Source organism: Anabaena sp. CS-542/02, from assembly GCF_028331085.1.
Classification (GTDB): Bacteria; Cyanobacteriota; Cyanobacteriia; order Cyanobacteriales; family Nostocaceae; genus Anabaenopsis; species Anabaenopsis arnoldii.
Genome location: NZ_JAQMTM010000010.1, coordinates 13,737 through 31,372, shown reverse-complemented (window position 1 = coordinate 31,372; position 17,636 = coordinate 13,737). Strand labels below are relative to the sequence as shown.

The following is a 17,636-nucleotide window of genomic DNA, read 5'->3' as shown; positions in this document are numbered from 1 at the left end:
CGGTAGTCTTTCTTGTAAATCTTAACTTGAGAAATATCGCGTCTGGCTAAGGCGTGCAAGTCTACTGAGGGATAACCGCTCCCATGCTCCCGTTGAAGTAGAAAGTAAAGTCTAGCTTTGTCTAGGTTTTATATAGCAGAACATTAGAAATTATAAATATGTCACCAGACAATTCATGCAGTTTTAATTAAAATGGCACAACATCAGAAGTCAACAGTCGTGATTACTGGCGCTTCCTCTGGGGTGGGTTTGCAAGCCGCGAGAGCGCTTTCCCAAAGGGGATGGTATGTAGTGATGGCCTGTCGGGATTTATCCAAGGCGGAAAATGCTGCTAAGTCTTTGGGAATGGAGCCGGACAGCTACACAGTCATGCATATTGACTTAGCCTCTTTAGATAGTGTTCGGGAATTTGTCAAGGAATTTCGCGCCAGTGGTAAGTCTTTAGATGCTTTGGTTTGCAATGGGGCAATTTATATGCCTTTAATCAAGGAGCCACTGCGCAGTCCAGAGGGATTTGAACTGACGGTGGCCACAAATCACCTTGGTCATTTCCTTTTGTGTAATTTGCTTTTGGAAGACTTGAAAAATTCACCATCTACGGAGCCGAGGTTGGTGATTTTGGGAACTGTTACCCATAACCCCAAGGAGTTGGGAGGAAAAATTCCACCGCGTCCAGATTTGGGCGACTTGAAGGGTTTTGCCCAAGGGTTTAAAGATCCAGTCACCATGATTGACGGTAAGAAGTTTGAACCGGTGAAGGCTTACAAGGATAGCAAGGTGTGTAATGTGTTGACTATGAGGGAGCTACATCGGCGTTATCATGAGTCACACGGGATCACTTTTAGCTCGCTTTATCCCGGTTGTGTGGCGACGACGGCTCTGTTTAGAAATCATTATCCTTTGTTTCAGAAGATTTTCCCAGTTTTCCAAAAGTACATTACTGGGGGCTTTGTATCCGAGGAGGAGGCTGGCGATCGCGTGGCTGAAGTGGTAAGCGATCCTGCATATAATCAGTCTGGTGCTTATTGGAGCTGGGGAAATCGACAAAAGAAAAACCGTAAGTCATTTCTACAAGAGGTTTCTAATGAAGCCAGTGATGATGACAAGGCTGAACGTATGTGGGATTTAAGCGCCAAGTTGGTAGGAATAGCTTAGGCTTTTGCTAAGTTGAATCACAGATGAACAAAGTTCATCTGTGGTTTTTTATTGGCATGGGTAAAATTTATTCAGTATGGTGAGCAGATATAGGATACAATTCTCACCCATAGGCAATTTTCAGGATGAAATTAAAGTAAATCTGTAATGGAAAATTGGCGTTGACTCTCTAATTCCTGTAGTCGGATTTTTTCCTTGTAGAAAGATTGGTAATCTGATTCTGCTCCGGTTTTTTCCCACAGTTCTAAGAAGTAACGATTGCGTTTTTCTGTAAATACCCTCTCCATCACAGCCATGGCTGCTTGGACTACTTGGGGTGTCCGGAGGATGTCTTTCTGAGTTTTTTCAGTCAGATGAAATAAATGGGAAATTACCTCGATTGGTTCTGATAATTCTAAATATTTATTTTGTAACCTTGATATTAAATCTAGTTCCTCTCCGGTTAATTCTAAAATTTTTTGCCACAATAATCGATGGTGGGAAAGGCTAAATTCTAAATTCCTGGCTTCTAAAGTCTGGAAAATAGCTTGGCGCTGCTCGGGACAGTGCAGATAAACTCTTAATAGTAAAGACTCTGCTAATTCTAAAAGACTTTTATCCCCTGAAATGGGAGAGGGGGTAGGTGTGGGACTATACCATTTTTTCTGAGGGGGTAAAGGTTTATTTGTTATGACTCTAGTGGGCGCAATTTGAGTTAAGAGATTTTCCATTCGTAGGGGTATGAGTCTGGTGTCACCTAAGCTGAGGATTTCCGCACAGTGAGAGATATAATAATTTCTGGTATCATTATTATCTATATTTTTAAGTAAATTAACTATCTGCTGGCTAACCTGCTGAAAGTCGGTAGCTTGTTTTAAGTCTCGATTGTGAATAATTTGCTGAATCTGCCAATCCAGCCATAGTGGGGCGGTTGCTAGCAGTTTTATATACTCTTCTGGTGTATGAGTATCTAAGTATTCGTCAGCATCTTTACCATCGGGAATATTGAGAATCTTCAGCTGTACTTCACCTTTATATGCTAGTGAGGCTATTTCCCCAATGGCGCGTTCAGTAGCGATATTACCGGCTTTGTCAGCATCAAAGTTGAGTATTAATTCTTTAGATTCGGTATAGCGTAAGATTGACCGCACTTGTTCTATACTTAAGGCGGTACCCAGGGAAGCCACAACATTAGTAATACCAGCAGCATGGAGGGCGATCGCATCAAAATATCCTTCCACTACCACAGCTTGATCAGATTGGGAAATTCCAGTTTTAGCTTGATCAAGGGCGAATAAAGTTTTACCCTTACTAAAAAGCTCGGTTTCTGGCGAATTTAAATACTTTGGCTGCTCATCAGATAGGGTTCTAGCGCCAAAAGCAATTATCCGCCCTTGAACATCGCGGATAGGAATCATCAAGCGATCGCGGAACACATCATAATAACCGCCTCCTCCCTGACGCGGCTTAATTAATCCCGCTTTCTCTAATAATTGTACTGGGTAGTGTTTATCTTCCACCAGATAGCGATGTAAAGTTTCCCACCCTGATGGTGAATAACCTAAGCCAAACCGCTGAATTGTTTCCTCCTGGAGTTGGCGATCGCGTAGTAAATATTGATATGCTTTTTCTCCCTGGCTCTGTCTGAGAGCGTGTTGATAAAACTGTGCCGCAGAAGCAAGAACCTCATACAACTTTTCACGTAAAGAAATGTGACGTTGTAATTCTTGACGTTGTTCTGGGGCGAGAGTTTGGATAGGTACTTGATAACGTCGTGCTAAATCTAACACTACTTCCGCAAAAGACTGTTTGCCCAAGTCCATTAAAAACTTGATAGCATTTCCCCCAGCTTGACAGCCGAAACAATAATACATTTGCTTAGTTTGACTGACTGTGAAACTGGGGGTTTTTTCATCGTGGAAGGGACATAAGCCCACAAAATCTTTACCACGCTTGCGTAAAACCACGTACTGTGAAACAATATCAACAATGTCAGCACGCTGTTTAATTTCCTCAATTGTATCTGGGTGCAAACGGGGAATTTGCATTTTAGTTCATTATTTTGTAGTCACTAATAGGTATTATATTGTTACTCCAAAGCCAACAATCATGTGTAAAATTTTTTGCACTGAATTTTGATAACACACAGTAACTAAAGATGGGACGTATTTTTATTTCCGCTGCTGGAGGTAAAGCAGCAAAAGGTTTATATACAGGCTCCATAGCAGGTAGTATAGACGAAACCAGAGAAATGATTTTGCTGCGGGATTTAATAGTAACAGAATTACGCGCGCAAAGTTGTAACGTTTTAGGGGTTCCCGATGACCTGAGCGCCACCGAGAGTATTGCTTGGATTAATTTCCGTAGCTGTCCGGGTGATGTCGCCCTAGAAATTCATGCTCAAGCTGCTATAAGTCCCACTCTCCAGGGTGCGGGTGTCCACTACATTGCTGATAACCAAGAGCGTCAAAGTCATGGGGAATTATTATTACTCAAGCTTTTAGGGCGTGTCACTCAGTTAGCAAATTGGGGAGTTAAGCCAGATACAGACAGTTCCTTGGGGCGTGTGGCATTTTGTCGCCAGATTATCATTCCTTCTTTATTGATGCAAGTAGGCTTTCTGAGCAGTCCAGAAGATCGCTTATTGTTACAAAATTATCGCCGTGATTTTGCCTTGGGAATTGCTGAGGGTTTAATATCCTGGAGTCGGCTAATTGACCGCAGTCCTGTAAATGCTGTTGGATCTGATTACCCAGTTATTGATATTCATATTAATGGGCAAAAATATGGTGAGAAAGGAATATTAGTTAATGGTAATTGCTACATTCCGATTAATATAGTAGATCAGCTACAAATTGATTTATTAAAATTAAGAGATGTTCACCGTATTAGTTACCATAGAATAGTTTATATTAAAGCTGTGGATTTAAGAGAATTTCACGTTGAAATTACATGGGATACCACAATTAATCTAGTTAGTTTACGCTCTAATTTATTAATTTGCCTTGATCAACTAGACCGCATTATGTCAAGGGGTAACACATCGGAAGTAGAGTTACAATTATTCCTGAAAAGCAACCATGAAAAAGCTTTAGTAAATTTTTCACAGATAGCCCAATTGTATCGAGAAGAAGGTAAGATGGAGGGTGTGAACTATGACATTGCCTTTTGCCAAATGTGCTTAGAAACTGAATTTTTACGTTTTGGGGGCGATGTCAGACCTGAGCAAAATAACTTTGCTGGTTTGGGTTGTATTGGTGGTAGTGTTGAAGCTGCGTCTTTTCCTAGCGCCAGAATTGGTGTGAGAGCGCATATTCAACACTTAAAAGCCTATGGGAGTCTTGAACCTTTAGTAACCGAAGTGGTAGACCCACGATTTCGGTTTATCACCCGGGGAATTGCGCCATCAATTTATCAACTTTCTGGGCGCTGGTCAGCAGATTTAGATTATGGTACAAAAATCTTAGCAATCATGAAACGTTTATATACTTCAGCACAGATTTTGTGATGTCATTGATATCAAAGGATTAAATAGCTGCGCCAATTCCCTTGTGACTCCTGATTTTGTTGTTGGGGAACTAGCAAGCGCCAGCTCTTACCTTCTTGCTGAATTTGCAAATAAATTTCAAAAGGTTGTTGGTGTTGTGTTAACTGTCTTTTGGGAAGGTGCAAAATTAAATCGTAGGTTCCCCGGACGCGGAAAGCTGGTAGGTTTTCAATAGTTAGGGGTTGTTCCTGGCGAATTTTTAAATGTTTGATTTCAAAATCCGATAAGTCTAAATTCAGTTTTTGGTTGAGTTGCTGCTGAGTTTGTTCTACCTGGAGTGCGATCGCTTTTTGGACTAACTCAGTAGTCGGTAATAGTCCGATAGTACCACACCCTGTCAATAACGCCAGTAAAATCACCGTCACCAAAAGCCGTATCATATTAAATGCATATACAATCTGTCAGCGATAGTATACAGGAATTTCCCTGGTTAAGGTCTAACAGCTTTAGCGACAAACAATTTCTGAAACACTTGTAGCCTTTGCTGGGGAGGTTCTGGGGTGATGCTACCCCACAAACTTTCCCAGTAAAAAAACGAAATACCGGTAAAATTGCGATCGCGTACCGTTTTCACCTGTTCTTGAATTTGGGAAATCTTCATAGGACTAGTAGAGGTTCCGGTTAAAATACCAATACTAACCGGTATCCGAGTCCGAGCAAATTTTACTGCTGGTTCTTCTAATTCAGTAATAAAACTCTTTTGATTATTGCGATATACCTGCAATATTAGCTCATCTACTAAACCTTTTCTTACCCAAGTTTCCCAGTCTTGTAAATAGTATTTATAGGCAAAACCCTGTGAATTTGGGGATAGAGATATGACCGCATTAGGTTTAATTGCTTTCACACTTTGATGAACTTTTACCATAAAATCAGTAATCTTATTAGCGCGCCAACGCATCCATTCTGGATTCAACGGGTCACTAGGAGGACTTTTACCTTGATGTTCTTGGCGATAGAGATCAACTGTGAAAGCATCATAACCAAATTGTACAGGCATACCGAAATGATCATCTAATTGAATGCCATCCACATGATAAATGCTGACAACCTCCTGAATTAAACCTAACATAAACTGCTGCACTTCTGGATGCAGAGCATTTAACCAAGCTTGCTGATGTCCTGAATTATCATTTATTTCTTCTAAAGGAACTTCGTTAGTAGATTTTATCCCTTCTTTTCCCATGGTTAACCAATCCGGATAACCCTTGGCTAATTGTGAATGAGGTGGGGTCATAAAACCATATTCAAACCAAGGTATCACACTTAAATTTTGAGGTCTAGCCAGTTGAATAATTTTTGCTAAAACATCTTGTCCGCCGTGCATGATATTTAGTAAAGTATCAGCATCAGAGCCTGTTACACTTTTAGCTAACTTACTTTTATAGAAAGTATGACCTCGATTCCACACCACGGGGTAAATAGTATTAAAGTTTAGCGCAGATAATTGTGTAACGGCGCGGTCAATTCCCCAGGGCAAAAATAAAACGCCACTAGCAACATTAGTGAGCCAAACCCCTCGTAGTTCTGTTGTTATTGGTAAGCTTTTCTCCGATTGAGATCCAGTTAGTAAAGGAAAAGAAAATACTGTGTTGGCGATTACAAATCCCCAACACAGTAAGTAAAAAAAAATACGTTTATTCAACCTATTCATTTATGGGCTTGACTTTGTTTTTTACTGAGAAACAGTTTTATATACATATTTAACTAACATTTCTCAGAATTATGTGATGATATCCTCAATACAAAACTCACCCTAAGTTAAAGCCCAATTAAAATTGTTCCACGCCGGGAAACTGCTTAATATTTACTGAATTTGCGGCTTCCCCACAAGTGCGGGGGGTAGGAAATATTTTACCAGGATTTGCTAAACCTTGGGGATTAAATACCTGCCTGACCCATTGCATAGTTTCCAAGTCAGCCGGGGTAAACATATCTGGCATATAGCATTTTTTATCAGCACCAATACCATGTTCACCGGAAATACTTCCACCGACTTTAACACAAAGCTTCAGAATTTCTCCCCCTACTTCTTCTACTTTTTCCAGCGCTCCTGGTATAGAATTATCATACAGAATCAAAGGGTGTAAATTTCCATCTCCAGCATGAAATACATTGGCAATTTTATAACCATATTTTTCACTTAATGCCTCAATTTCTTGGAGAACATAAGGTAACTGAGTCCGGGGGATGACACCATCTTGGACATAATAATCTGGGCTTAAGTGTCCAGCGGCTGCGAAAGCTGCTTTCCGTCCTTTCCAAAGTTTTAAACGTGTCTCTGGGTCACTAGCACTAGTTACATTTCGCGCCCCATTTTGGCGACAAATTTCAATAACCCGTTGTTTATTGACCTGAACCTCCACATCCAAACCATCGATTTCTACTAATAAAATAGCCGTAGCATCGCGAGGATAACAATTTGTGGCGACAACATCCTCCACTGCATTAATACTGATGTTATCCATCATTTCCATCCCACCGGGAATAATTCCGGCGCTGATAATATCAGAAACCGTTGCTCCAGCAGCTTCGACACTGGTAAAATCGGCTAATAACACACAAATGGATTCGGCACTTTTGAGGATTTTCAGAGTAATTTCTGTAGCGATACCTAAAGTACCTTCAGAACCCACAAATACACCTGTTAAATCATAACCAGGTGTTTCGGGAATTTGTCCCCCTAAATCTAAAATCTCCCCGGTGGGCGTGACAATTTTTAAACCCAAGACATGGTTAGTTGTGACACCGTACTTTAAACAATGTACTCCCCCTGAGTTTTCCGCCACATTACCCCCAATTGAGCAGATAATTTGACTGGAGGGGTCTGGTGCATAATAAAATCCCGCCCCGCTGACGGTTTGTGTTACCCAGCTATTAATTACCCCTGGTTGTACTACAATGCGCTGATTATCTAAATCAATACTCAGGATTTGCCGCATTAGGGAAGTGACAATCAAAACAGAATTTTCCGAAGGTAAAGCCCCCCCAGATAAACCAGTACCAGAACCACGGGCGATAAAGGGTACAGAATATTGATTACATATTTTGACAATTTGGGCAATTTGCTCTGTAGTTCTGGGTAGTAATACCAGAGCGGGACGTTGACGATAACTGGTTAAACCATCGCACTCATAGGTAATGAGTTCTTCACGGCGTTGTACCACGCCATTTTTACCAACTACGGTTTCAAATGCTTTAATAATAGCTTTCCAGTTGTATTGCTTTTTCTCTTGGATGAGCATAGCTTTTTATAGTCAAATGTAGATATATCTTCATTGTTACCAGAATAGCGCTTGCAAAGGAGGACAGTTACTACTTTTATCCCAGAGTTCAGGCTTTGCTGCTAAACAAATTCCCCTACTCGTCGCCAAACCTTTTCTACTAAATCAGGATCATCAGCGTTAAACCACTGAATTTGAGGATATGCTTTAAACCAGGTACGCTGGCGCTTGGCAAATTGTCGTGTATGTAGAACAGTTAATTCTTTGGCTGACTCTAAAGAAATTTCACCCGCCAAATACTGCTTAATTTCTTGATATCCCAAGGTATTTAATAAAGGTAAATCAGCACCATATTTTTGAGAGAGATATTCTACCTCAGCCACCAAACCATCAGCGATCATTTGTTCGGTTCGCTTGTGAATCCGCAGCCTTAGTTTTTCCGGGTCACAATCTAGACCTATTTGCAAAATTGGGTAATCTGGGGGGTTCTCTCCTTGCTGCTGGGAAATGGGGCAACCGGTAATGTAAAATACTTCTAATGCTCGTAAAGTCCGGACATTATCATGGGGATGAATTTTTTGGGCAGCGATCGCATCTACTTGTTTTAAAATACCATATAGGTAGGTTTGTCCTAAAGATTCCAGTTGCGATCGCAATTCTTGATCTGGTGCAACCCTGGGAATTTTCATCCCTTGAACAATAGAGCGGATGTACAAACCAGTACCACCAACTAACAGTAGTGGAGACTGAGGTAGGGAAGTAATTAAACTTTGTGCTTGTTCCTGATAGTCTGCTACCGTCATAGTGTCCCTGGGGTCGCAGATATCTATTAAATAATGTGGTACTAATTTTTGTTCTGTAGATGTTGGTTTCGCCGTTCCAATATCAAATTCCCGGTACACCTGACGGGAATCAGCACTGAGGATGACAGAACCTAAACCCCCAGCTAAACTCAAAGCCAAACCTGATTTACCTGTGGCCGTCGCACCACAAATTACAATTAATTTAGTCATTTATCTTAACTTCCCATACTCACCGGTTTCTAGTCAAGCTTTTGTGATAGAATCCTAAAGTTTTTATTTTATTTTTTCTCATAGGTAGTTTCCTAGCCCTTACTAATTAAAATTCATATACTACAGATAATACAGAGGCAATCTCAGTAACTGCAAATTTTGAGGCAATCAGTTCACAAAACTTATGGGGTTATATCCCCTAGATAAACTTCTCATAAAAATGGTCTACAGTCCTCATTAACCCTTTTGTGTTATAATTTTGGTGTGTTTTAACTTTTTTGTTTTTGGGCGACTTTTAACCCACGCATCAGGAGAATTTTCATGACGAGCAGTTACAGTGCCGATCAGATTCAAGTTCTGGAAGGTCTGGAAGCCGTCCGCAAACGGCCGGGGATGTACATCGGGACTACAGGGCCGCGAGGACTCCACCATTTAGTTTATGAGGTGGTAGATAACTCTATTGATGAAGCTTTGGCGGGTCACTGTACCCATATAGAAGTGGATATCAATGCTGATGGTTCCGTGACCGTCACAGATGATGGTCGGGGTATTCCCACCGACACTCACTCGCGCACGGGGAAATCGGCGTTGGAAACTGTATTAACCGTACTACACGCTGGGGGTAAGTTTGGGGGTGGTGGTTACAAGGTATCTGGGGGATTACACGGGGTGGGGATTTCCGTAGTTAACGCCCTGTCGGAACTAGTAGAAGTGACTGTTTGGCGGGATTATAAGGTTCATGTCCAGCGCTATGAAAGAGGTCTACCAGTTACTGAACTGCAAGTAAAGCCTGAAAAAGAGGGCAGAACCGGGACTTCTGTCAAATTTAAGCCAGATTACCAAATCTTTACTACTGGTATTGAGTTTGATTACATGACTTTAGCAGGTCGCTTGCGGGAACTAGCGTATCTAAATGCAGGTGTCAAAATTACCTTTAGTGACCATCGGCTGGAACTGCTCAAAAGCGATACACCCAGGGTAGAAACCTACGAATACAAGGGTGGGATTAAAGAGTATGTTGGTTACTTGAACCGCGAGAAGCAACCACTACACGAAGAAATTATTTATGTGCATGGAGAACGCAATAATGTACAAGTAGAAGTTTCTTTACAGTGGTGTACTGATGCTTACACAGACAATGTGCTGGGTTTTGCTAATAATATTCGCACCGTTGATGGTGGTACTCACTTAGAAGGGTTAAAGGCGGTTCTCACTCGCACTTTAAATGCCATCGCTCGCAAGCGCAATAAAATTAAAGAGAATGAATCTAACCTCAGTGGTGAACACGTCCGGGAAGGTTTGACAGCAGTAATTTCTGTGAAAGTCCCCGACCCAGAATTTGAAGGACAAACTAAAACCAAACTGGGTAATACTGAAGTTCGCGGGATTGTTGATTCTCTGGTGGGAGAAGTTCTCGGTGAGTATTTAGAATTTCATCCGGGAATCGCTGACTCGATTTTAGATAAAGCTATTCAAGCCTTTAAAGCCGCCGAAGCAGCTCGTCATGCGCGGGAGTTAGTACGGCGCAAATCTGTTCTGGAATCTTCACCCTTACCGGGGAAATTAGCAGATTGCAGTTCTCGTGACCCAGCAGAGTCGGAAATCTTTATCGTGGAGGGCGACTCAGCAGGTGGGAGTGCTAAACAAGGACGCGATCGCCGTACCCAAGCTATCCTCCCGCTTCGTGGTAAAATCCTCAATATCGAGAAGACAGACGACGCTAAAATCTATAAAAATAACGAAGTCCAAGCATTAATTACAGCCCTGGGTTTAGGCGTAAAAGGTGACGAATTTGACGCTTCCCAACTGCGTTATCATCGCATTGTGATTATGACTGATGCTGATGTTGATGGGGCGCATATCCGTACACTATTGTTAACTTTCTTCTATCGATATCAGCGATCGCTCATTGAACAAGGTTTTATATATATTGCTTGTCCACCACTATTTAAATTAGAACGGGGACGCAATCATGAGTATTGCTATAGTGATCGGGAATTACAACAAAAAATTGCTCAATTCCCCAGCAACGCTAACTATACCATCCAACGTTTCAAAGGCTTGGGTGAAATGATGCCTCAACAACTCTGGGACACCACCATGAACCCAGAAACCAGGAAAATGAAGCAGGTGGAAATTGAAGACGCTGCGGAAGCTGATCGCATTTTTACAATTTTAATGGGCGATCGCGTCGCACCCAGACGCGAATTCATCGAAACCTATGCTTCTAAACTCAATCTCACGGATTTAGATATCTAAATACTTAGATATCTAAATACCAATTTGACTAGCGTTGATAACGAAAATGGCGACAACCCTTATTGTTCGTAAAAATATCGCGGTCAGCGGGAAACTCAGCGGCTTTAGCCCTGAGAGGGAAAACTAGCCAGTAAACTAGGCTTAGACTTTAGCCGACTGGGTAGACGGTGTTTGACGACCGTAGCGAGAGTAAGACTGTGGGGTTAGACCTAAAGTTAGTCTGTCAGCAGAATCTCAGTGTCTTTACACCATCAGAGTGTCAAATAGTTGATCGGGTAATTCTGCCATCAGATTTCCCCGATACTTAGACCACAACCTAGAACTCAAGTAATTTCATCAACAGTAATACTCCCTGCTAAAATTTCCCCGTCGAACCACAAGCGGGGAAATTTTCTTGGTGATTTCTTGTCTGGTCAAATTGTTTGATATAATACATCAAGATAAAATTAGCATAACTATAATTTTTTCAATGGTGCAAAAATCACAAAAACAAATTTTTGTCAAGTATATGCCAACTAGATTGTATTGGCACTTTAGTCAGAGTCAAAAGCATCGATATCTATAGTCATCCTATTTGACTTGAGAAATTATGAGTGAGGAAAGGGAACAGGGAACAGGGAACAGGGAACAGAAATTGTTCATGAATCATTTAGGATTGCTATAAATCTAAGTTATGGGTGAAATTCACCCACAAGTTAGAAAGGCATTTGTTATGCTTGAATAGCAAAGCTTAATTTCTTCTACCCAGCAGAATTAGCTCAATATCTTAAAGATTAAATATCGGGTAATCACAACATTGTCCCTAAAGTAAGAGTATTAGATTTAACAATGTTATGACTTACAGCCACGCCGCCAGTGGGTGATTAACCAATAATCTGACTGTTTTATGTTGGGAATTCTGACTGCTCATACCTTCTTTGTATTGCCGGGGTGATGTCTATGATATTACCTGTATAATTTAGATATTAGCCTACTTAAGTCTAATATCTGTAATTTTAACTGTTAAAATTCCTCTGAATTGATTAAAATATCGGTGTATACAATAAGAAGAGTTTGTCAACTATCATAAGGTAGAAATCTCGGCAGTGCGCTAATGTGTGAATAAGACGAATCAGTCAAATCTCAACCGTTGGTCATTTTGCTGATGACACCACAGCCTTAACTCCCTAGTTTAGGCATTTGGCAAAGGTAAAGTTCCGTGTCTGAAGACAAGCATGATGATTCTGACTGTATTTACAGTGCCAGAAGCTCCGTGCAAATCTAAAAATTAAGTTGTTTATGAAGGAAATGTAAAAATGGGTGCATTAGTATTTGTCGCTTAAGTTAAGATTAACAAAACGGGTGTCATGTAGTTAATGTTGCATATCATACTTAAATGTATGTAATAGCGGGTGTAGTTTCCTTTGAATGTAAAGATAACGCCACTAGATGGGAGAAAGTTAAAAATTTCAGGGTATGACTACCATTTCTAATATCTTTTAGTTATTAGTGGCTTGACTTTGCACAATTGCATCATGATTAACACACAAAAAGAGTGCAATTTTTGTGAAACACGCTACAATCGGAAAAGTCTTTATCAGAAAATATGCCAACATTCATATTACACTCATATTTTGGTTATATGGAGTGGTAGGTTTTTGGGATCAAGACAAATCTTTGTTTAAACTTGGTTAAAAGTTGTATGTCATAGCAACACATATGATTTCTAACTAAAATGAGCAAGTCAGTAATATGACTTTCTACATATCATCAAACAGTCCTCTCACAGAGGAGAAAAACTTCCGGGAAGTCAGCCTAAAAACCTATTTTCGGTAGTGAACTAGCTCGGTTAATAGAGCAGTAAACACATCTTGAGTAATTGATTCTGCAAGGAGCATGAGGAACGCGGCATGAACCAGGCTAACAACGTACTCGAAAGCATTTATCAGCCTGACCTAGAAATAATAAATCAGCCTGAGCTCGAGTTAGAACTCTTAGTCGAAGAAGAAGAAGAAGAAGAGGACTTGCTGATTAATGATGATGGCGAAGATGAGTTTTTAGAGCCTCAGTCTGATGAGGACGACATAAAGTCTGGAAAAGCCGCTAAATCACGTCGTCGGACACAAAGCAAGAAAAAGCACTACACTGAAGACTCTATTCGCCTTTATTTGCAAGAAATTGGCCGGATTCGTCTATTGCGGGCAGACGAGGAAATCGAATTGGCGCGGAAAATCGCTGATTTACTGGAATTAGAAAGGGTGCGGGATAGACTGCAAGAGCGGTTAGAACGGGAACCTGAATACAAGGAATGGGCTCAAGAAGTACAATTGCCAGAGCGGACATTTCTTTATCGCCTGCATATTGGTCGCCGGGCAAAAGATAAAATGGTGCAATCGAACCTGCGCCTTGTGGTGTCAATTGCCAAGAAATACATGAATCGTGGTTTGTCTTTCCAAGACTTAATCCAGGAAGGTAGTCTTGGTTTGATTCGCGCCGCAGAAAAGTTTGACCACGAAAAAGGTTATAAGTTTTCTACATACGCTACATGGTGGATTCGTCAAGCTATTACCCGGGCGATCGCTGATCAATCCCGTACTATCCGCCTACCGGTTCATCTCTACGAAACCATTTCCCGGATTAAGAAAACTACCAAGTTGCTATCTCAAGAAATGGGTCGCAAACCCACTGAAGAAGAAATCGCTACTCGCATGGAAATCACCATCGAGAAGTTGCGGTTTATTGCCAAATCTGCCCAATTACCCATTTCACTAGAAACCCCTATCGGTAAAGAAGAAGATTCTCGATTGGGCGATTTTATTGAATCCGATGGTGAAACTCCAGAAGATCAGGTTTCCAAAAATCTGCTGCGTGAAGACCTCGAAAAAGTCCTTGATAGTCTCAGCCCTCGTGAACGTGATGTACTCCGACTCCGCTATGGTTTAGATGACGGTCGCATGAAGACTCTGGAGGAAATTGGGCAGATTTTCAACGTCACCCGGGAACGGATTCGTCAAATTGAGGCTAAAGCACTCCGTAAGTTACGTCATCCCAATCGCAATAGTGTTCTTAAGGAATATATTCGCTAGTCATGAGTTATTAGTTTGACGATAATATCTGATGACTAATGCAAAAATGAAGCACAAATAAAAAACCTGGTAGTGCCAGGTTTTTTTATTGATTTTTTTTATCTACCTATTTCCGTATATCAAACTTACAGAATGCCCCAAAAATGAAGGAAGCCTTGACCAGAAAACAACTCAATCAGGGCGGCTGCTAAAAAGCCAATCATCGCCAAGCGACCATTCCAGATTTCCGCCTGGGGTGTAAAGCCCCAACGCCAAGCGTTGCGATCTTCAGTTACCGGAGCATTAACGTTTGTTGCGTTTGTCATGGTTGGCACTCCTAACTATAATATTATTGCCTTATGTAAAATAATATAACAAATAGTTGAGAAATACAACATTTATTTATGATTTGTTGCTATCTCTTGACTTGTGTACTTATTGCTGATCAGGCTAGAAAAGCATCTATCACTGGGTAGATGTCCAGAAATTACAGCCATTTTACATATTTATTAAGATATCTTCTCAATAATTTTATGATTAATTGGGTTATTTGTCCACGAAAATACCGATAATAACGATTATTTGGGGAATAGCTAGCTGAGAAATTATAGTAGTAACCACAAGTGTTAGGACATTTCCCTGTTCCCTGTTCCCTTAAAACCAAAATTATGATGTCCTAACGTGTATGCGTAGTGCTATATATTGATTAATAGTAAAGTTTATGATTTATGACGCTAAAAACCCCACACATAGAAGCTGCGTGAGGTTCCCATAGTTCTCAATTAGTGTATGCGGATTACAGTCCGACTAGCATCACCGTGATCACTCTTTCATCCCGGTGCAGGTCAAGAATCCTTTCACCCTGACCATCTCTACCCAAAATGGGCACAGTCTCTACTCTGATGCGCACAACACGCTCTTTATTAGTCACCAGTGCCACATCAGCAGAGGCGATCGCCCTAACCATCCCAACTAAATGATCCGTTTTAGTGGTAAATTTCAGGGCTTGTGTGCCTAAATTACCCCGATCAGCTCGTTTTAAATCACTCACATGTAGCCGTTTGGCATATCCTTCTTCAGTCACCAGCAACAGGTGATCGTCCCCATGCACAGTAACACAGCCTACCATGTGTTGATGTTTTAACAGCCGGAATGCTTGTAACCCCATAGCAGTCCGCCCCATCACAGGAAGTTGTTGATCATCGGCAGCAAACTTTAATAAGCGTCCGCCAGAACTAGCTAAAATGAGATTGTCCTGAGCAGTAGTTAACTGGGTCAACAACAACTCATCATCTTCTCTGAGCTTCAAAATCGTAATTCCCCGACGGGTGAGATTCGTAAATTCTCCCAAAGATAGGCGCTTAATTCGTCCTTCCTTTGTCAGCAGAACCATCTGCCTAGTTTGAGAATTTTCTGGTAAGAGGACACGACTAACCACCGCTTCCTGAGCACTTTGAGCCGTACTACTGAGCATAGTAATCAGTGGTGTTCCCCGGGGAGAACGTCCAGTCGTAGGGGGAATATCTCCCACACTCATAGGGTAGAGTTTGCCACCACTGGTAATTACTAGTAACTCTTTATCTGTTGTAGTTAACTCGGTTTGGGTGATGAAGTCATGATCCGCTAGACCATTTTCGGCTTTCGATTTTTTCCCTGATGGCTGCAGCCGACGCACATATCCCCGGTGGCTGAATTCTAACACCACTTCTTCTGGTGGTTCAGAAGATGGTAAACTTTCCTGAGCCACTTTTTTTTGGTCTAAATATAATTTATCTTTACTTTCGGCTCCCTTGTTTTGAAGTAACTCTTGACTAGTGTGGGCTAAAAGCCTAGTCCGTCGGGGATTGTTATATTTGCGCTTGAGCGATCGCAAGTCTTTTTTCAGTCTTTTGAGTAGTTCTTGGCGATCGCTAAGTAATCTTTGCAATACAGCAATTTCTGCGCTGAGTTCCTCAAACTCTTGCTGCAAATTAGACCGTTCTAAACTAGTGAGGCGGCGTAATGGCATGGACAGAATAGCATCTCCTTGCTCCTCACTCAAATCCAGACGGCTACAAAGGTTGATTTTAGCAGTACTACCATCAGCAGCTTGGCGTAAAATTTCAATTAATTGATCCAGTTGAGATAGTGCTTTGAGCAACCCTGACACCAGATGCAGCCTACTTTGTGCCTTACCCAACTCATAACTATAGCGACGGTTGAGGGTTTGTTCCCGGAATTTCAAAAACTCCTGCAAAATCTGGCGTAAACTTAACTGGCGCGGTTGTCCATCCACCAATGCTAAGAGAATGGCTCCAAAATTACTTTGCAAGGCGGTTTGGTGATACAAGTTTTGCAGAACTTCTTGGGGGTTGATATCCCGTTTGAGTTCAATCACTACCCGCATCCCTTCGCGATCGCTTTCGTCCCGCAGATCGGAAATTCCTTGTAGGCGACCGTGATTAACTAAATCTGCTACTTTCTCAATCCAGCCAGCCTTATTCACTTGATAAGGTAATTCAGTAATAATAATTGCTGTCCGCCGCTTACTACCTCTAGTCGGTGCAATTTCCTCCGTCTTGGCCACTCCTCGCAGTACAATTCCACCCTTACCAGTGGAATATGCGTCTTGAATCCCTGACTTACCAACTATTTCGCCACCGGTGGGGAAGTCCGGACCAGGAATGACCTCCCATAGTTTTTCATCTGACAAATCCGGTTGGTCAATTAAGGCAATCAAGCCATCAACTAATTCTCCCAAGTTGTGGGGAGGAATATTTGTGGCCATACCCACAGCAATACCAGAACAGCCATTGAGCAATAGAAAAGGCAATTGAGCCGGGAGTACCGTAGGTTCCTGTTGGGAATTATCAAAGTTGCCGATAAATTCCACAGTTTCATCGCCAATTTCTGCCAACATCCCCTCATGGCTGATGGGTGCAAGACGGGTTTCTGTGTAGCGCATGGCTGCTGGTGGGTCATTATCGACGCTACCAAAGTTACCATGTCCTGACAATAGGGGATAGCGGCTGGAAAATTCCTGAACTAACCTGACTAAGGCATCATAAACTGCTTGGTCACCGTGGGGATGGTATTTACCCAGCACATCTCCCACCACACGGGCGCACTTACGATAGGGTCTATCTGGGGTTAGACCGAGTTCATGCATGGCATATAAGATCCGCCTGTGCACTGGTTTTAGTCCATCCCGCACGTCTGGTAAAGCCCGCCCTACAATCACACTCATGGCATATTCTAGGTAAGACCGCTGCATCTCTGTATGCAGGGCTGTTGTGATTACCTGTCCCTTTGGGAGAAGGTTTAACTGTTTTGCCATGAGTTTTTTCCCTGAAATTTAATTACACAAAGGTCGATTGGATTCAACACTGCACGCAATAAGCAGCATAACGGATGACATGGGGTTCATAACACAATT

Annotated in this window: 12 protein-coding genes; 5 read left to right on the top strand and 7 right to left on the bottom strand. The window is 41.7% G+C overall.

Features of this window, described 5'->3' with window-relative positions; genetic code table 11:
- Positions 1–192: 192 nt before the first annotated feature.
- The gene (locus tag PN447_RS00690) at positions 193–1,155 is read left to right on the top strand and encodes a protochlorophyllide reductase (RefSeq protein WP_271760053.1); all 963 of its coding nucleotides are present in this window, start codon (positions 193–195) and stop codon (positions 1,153–1,155) included.
- 131 nt (positions 1,156–1,286) lie between these two features.
- On the opposite strand, the gene dnaG is transcribed toward PN447_RS00690, so the two are convergent.
- Positions 1,287–3,182: a DNA primase gene (gene dnaG, locus PN447_RS00685; protein ID WP_271760052.1), complete on the bottom strand. Its 1,896-nt coding sequence runs from the start codon at positions 3,180–3,182 to the stop codon at positions 1,287–1,289.
- Between the two features lie 110 nt (positions 3,183–3,292).
- Between dnaG and tftA the strand changes: the two genes are divergently transcribed.
- Entirely contained in the window at positions 3,293–4,642 is a 1,350-nt protein-coding gene (tftA, locus tag PN447_RS00680; protein ID WP_271760051.1) for a hormogonium tapered terminus morphoprotein TftA, read from the top strand.
- Positions 4,643–4,653: 11 nt separating this feature from the next.
- Here tftA and PN447_RS00675 read toward each other — a convergent pair whose 3' ends face one another.
- The 4 genes from PN447_RS00675 to miaA all read right to left on the bottom strand — a co-directional run bounded on the left by PN447_RS00675 (position 4,654) and on the right by miaA (position 8,918).
- Complete coding sequence (locus PN447_RS00675) at positions 4,654–5,061, bottom strand: hypothetical protein (protein ID WP_271760050.1); 408 nt, start codon at positions 5,059–5,061, stop codon at positions 4,654–4,656.
- A 50-nt stretch (positions 5,062–5,111) separates the two neighbouring features.
- The gene (locus PN447_RS00670; RefSeq protein ID WP_271760049.1) at positions 5,112–6,335 is read right to left on the bottom strand and encodes a glycoside hydrolase family 10 protein; all 1,224 of its coding nucleotides are present in this window, start codon (positions 6,333–6,335) and stop codon (positions 5,112–5,114) included.
- Between the two features lie 118 nt (positions 6,336–6,453).
- The gene (gene glcD, locus PN447_RS00665; protein ID WP_271760048.1) at positions 6,454–7,926 is read right to left on the bottom strand and encodes a glycolate oxidase subunit GlcD; all 1,473 of its coding nucleotides are present in this window, start codon (positions 7,924–7,926) and stop codon (positions 6,454–6,456) included.
- Positions 7,927–8,027: 101 nt separating this feature from the next.
- Positions 8,028–8,918, bottom strand: a complete 891-nt coding sequence (gene miaA / locus PN447_RS00660; protein ID WP_271760047.1) for a tRNA (adenosine(37)-N6)-dimethylallyltransferase MiaA — start codon at positions 8,916–8,918, stop codon at positions 8,028–8,030.
- 321 nt (positions 8,919–9,239) lie between these two features.
- Between miaA and gyrB the strand changes: the two genes are divergently transcribed.
- From gyrB to rpoD, 3 genes are all read left to right on the top strand, one after another.
- Positions 9,240–11,177 (top strand): DNA topoisomerase (ATP-hydrolyzing) subunit B, encoded by a 1,938-nt coding sequence (gyrB, locus tag PN447_RS00655; RefSeq protein WP_271760046.1) that lies wholly within the window; start codon positions 9,240–9,242, stop codon positions 11,175–11,177.
- A gap of 167 nt (positions 11,178–11,344) precedes the next feature.
- The gene (locus PN447_RS00650) at positions 11,345–11,485 is read left to right on the top strand and encodes a hypothetical protein (RefSeq protein ID WP_271760045.1); all 141 of its coding nucleotides are present in this window, start codon (positions 11,345–11,347) and stop codon (positions 11,483–11,485) included.
- Positions 11,486–13,066: 1,581 nt separating this feature from the next.
- Positions 13,067–14,242: an RNA polymerase sigma factor RpoD gene (gene rpoD / locus PN447_RS00645; RefSeq protein ID WP_271760044.1), complete on the top strand. Its 1,176-nt coding sequence runs from the start codon at positions 13,067–13,069 to the stop codon at positions 14,240–14,242.
- Between the two features lie 125 nt (positions 14,243–14,367).
- Here the strand turns inward: rpoD and PN447_RS00640 are convergent, their stop codons facing one another.
- Both PN447_RS00640 and gyrA read right to left on the bottom strand, forming a co-directional pair.
- Positions 14,368–14,547, bottom strand: coding sequence for a chlorophyll a/b-binding protein (locus tag PN447_RS00640; protein ID WP_200987555.1), 180 nt, complete (start codon positions 14,545–14,547; stop codon positions 14,368–14,370).
- Between the two features lie 470 nt (positions 14,548–15,017).
- Positions 15,018–17,537: a DNA gyrase subunit A gene (gene gyrA, locus PN447_RS00635; RefSeq protein WP_271760043.1), complete on the bottom strand. Its 2,520-nt coding sequence runs from the start codon at positions 17,535–17,537 to the stop codon at positions 15,018–15,020.
- Between the last annotated feature and the right edge of the window lie 99 nt (positions 17,538–17,636).

What these genes read in the sequence shown, in the direction of transcription:
- gyrB (WP_271760046.1), top strand. Translation starts at nt 9,240, where the DNA reads ATGACGAGCAGTTACAGTGCCGATCAGATTCAAGTTCTGGAAGGTCTG.
- PN447_RS00640 (WP_200987555.1), bottom strand. Translation starts at nt 14,547, where the DNA reads ATGACAAACGCAACAAACGTTAATGCTCCGGTAACTGAAGATCGCAAC.
- rpoD (WP_271760044.1), top strand. Translation starts at nt 13,067, where the DNA reads ATGAACCAGGCTAACAACGTACTCGAAAGCATTTATCAGCCTGACCTA.
- dnaG (WP_271760052.1), bottom strand. Translation starts at nt 3,182, where the DNA reads ATGCAAATTCCCCGTTTGCACCCAGATACAATTGAGGAAATTAAACAG.
- PN447_RS00675 (WP_271760050.1), bottom strand. Translation starts at nt 5,061, where the DNA reads ATGATACGGCTTTTGGTGACGGTGATTTTACTGGCGTTATTGACAGGG.
- PN447_RS00670 (WP_271760049.1), bottom strand. Translation starts at nt 6,335, where the DNA reads ATGAATAGGTTGAATAAACGTATTTTTTTTTACTTACTGTGTTGGGGA.
- PN447_RS00690 (WP_271760053.1), top strand. Translation starts at nt 193, where the DNA reads ATGGCACAACATCAGAAGTCAACAGTCGTGATTACTGGCGCTTCCTCT.
- tftA (WP_271760051.1), top strand. Translation starts at nt 3,293, where the DNA reads ATGGGACGTATTTTTATTTCCGCTGCTGGAGGTAAAGCAGCAAAAGGT.
- miaA (WP_271760047.1), bottom strand. Translation starts at nt 8,918, where the DNA reads ATGACTAAATTAATTGTAATTTGTGGTGCGACGGCCACAGGTAAATCA.
- glcD (WP_271760048.1), bottom strand. Translation starts at nt 7,926, where the DNA reads ATGCTCATCCAAGAGAAAAAGCAATACAACTGGAAAGCTATTATTAAA.
- gyrA (WP_271760043.1), bottom strand. Translation starts at nt 17,537, where the DNA reads ATGGCAAAACAGTTAAACCTTCTCCCAAAGGGACAGGTAATCACAACA.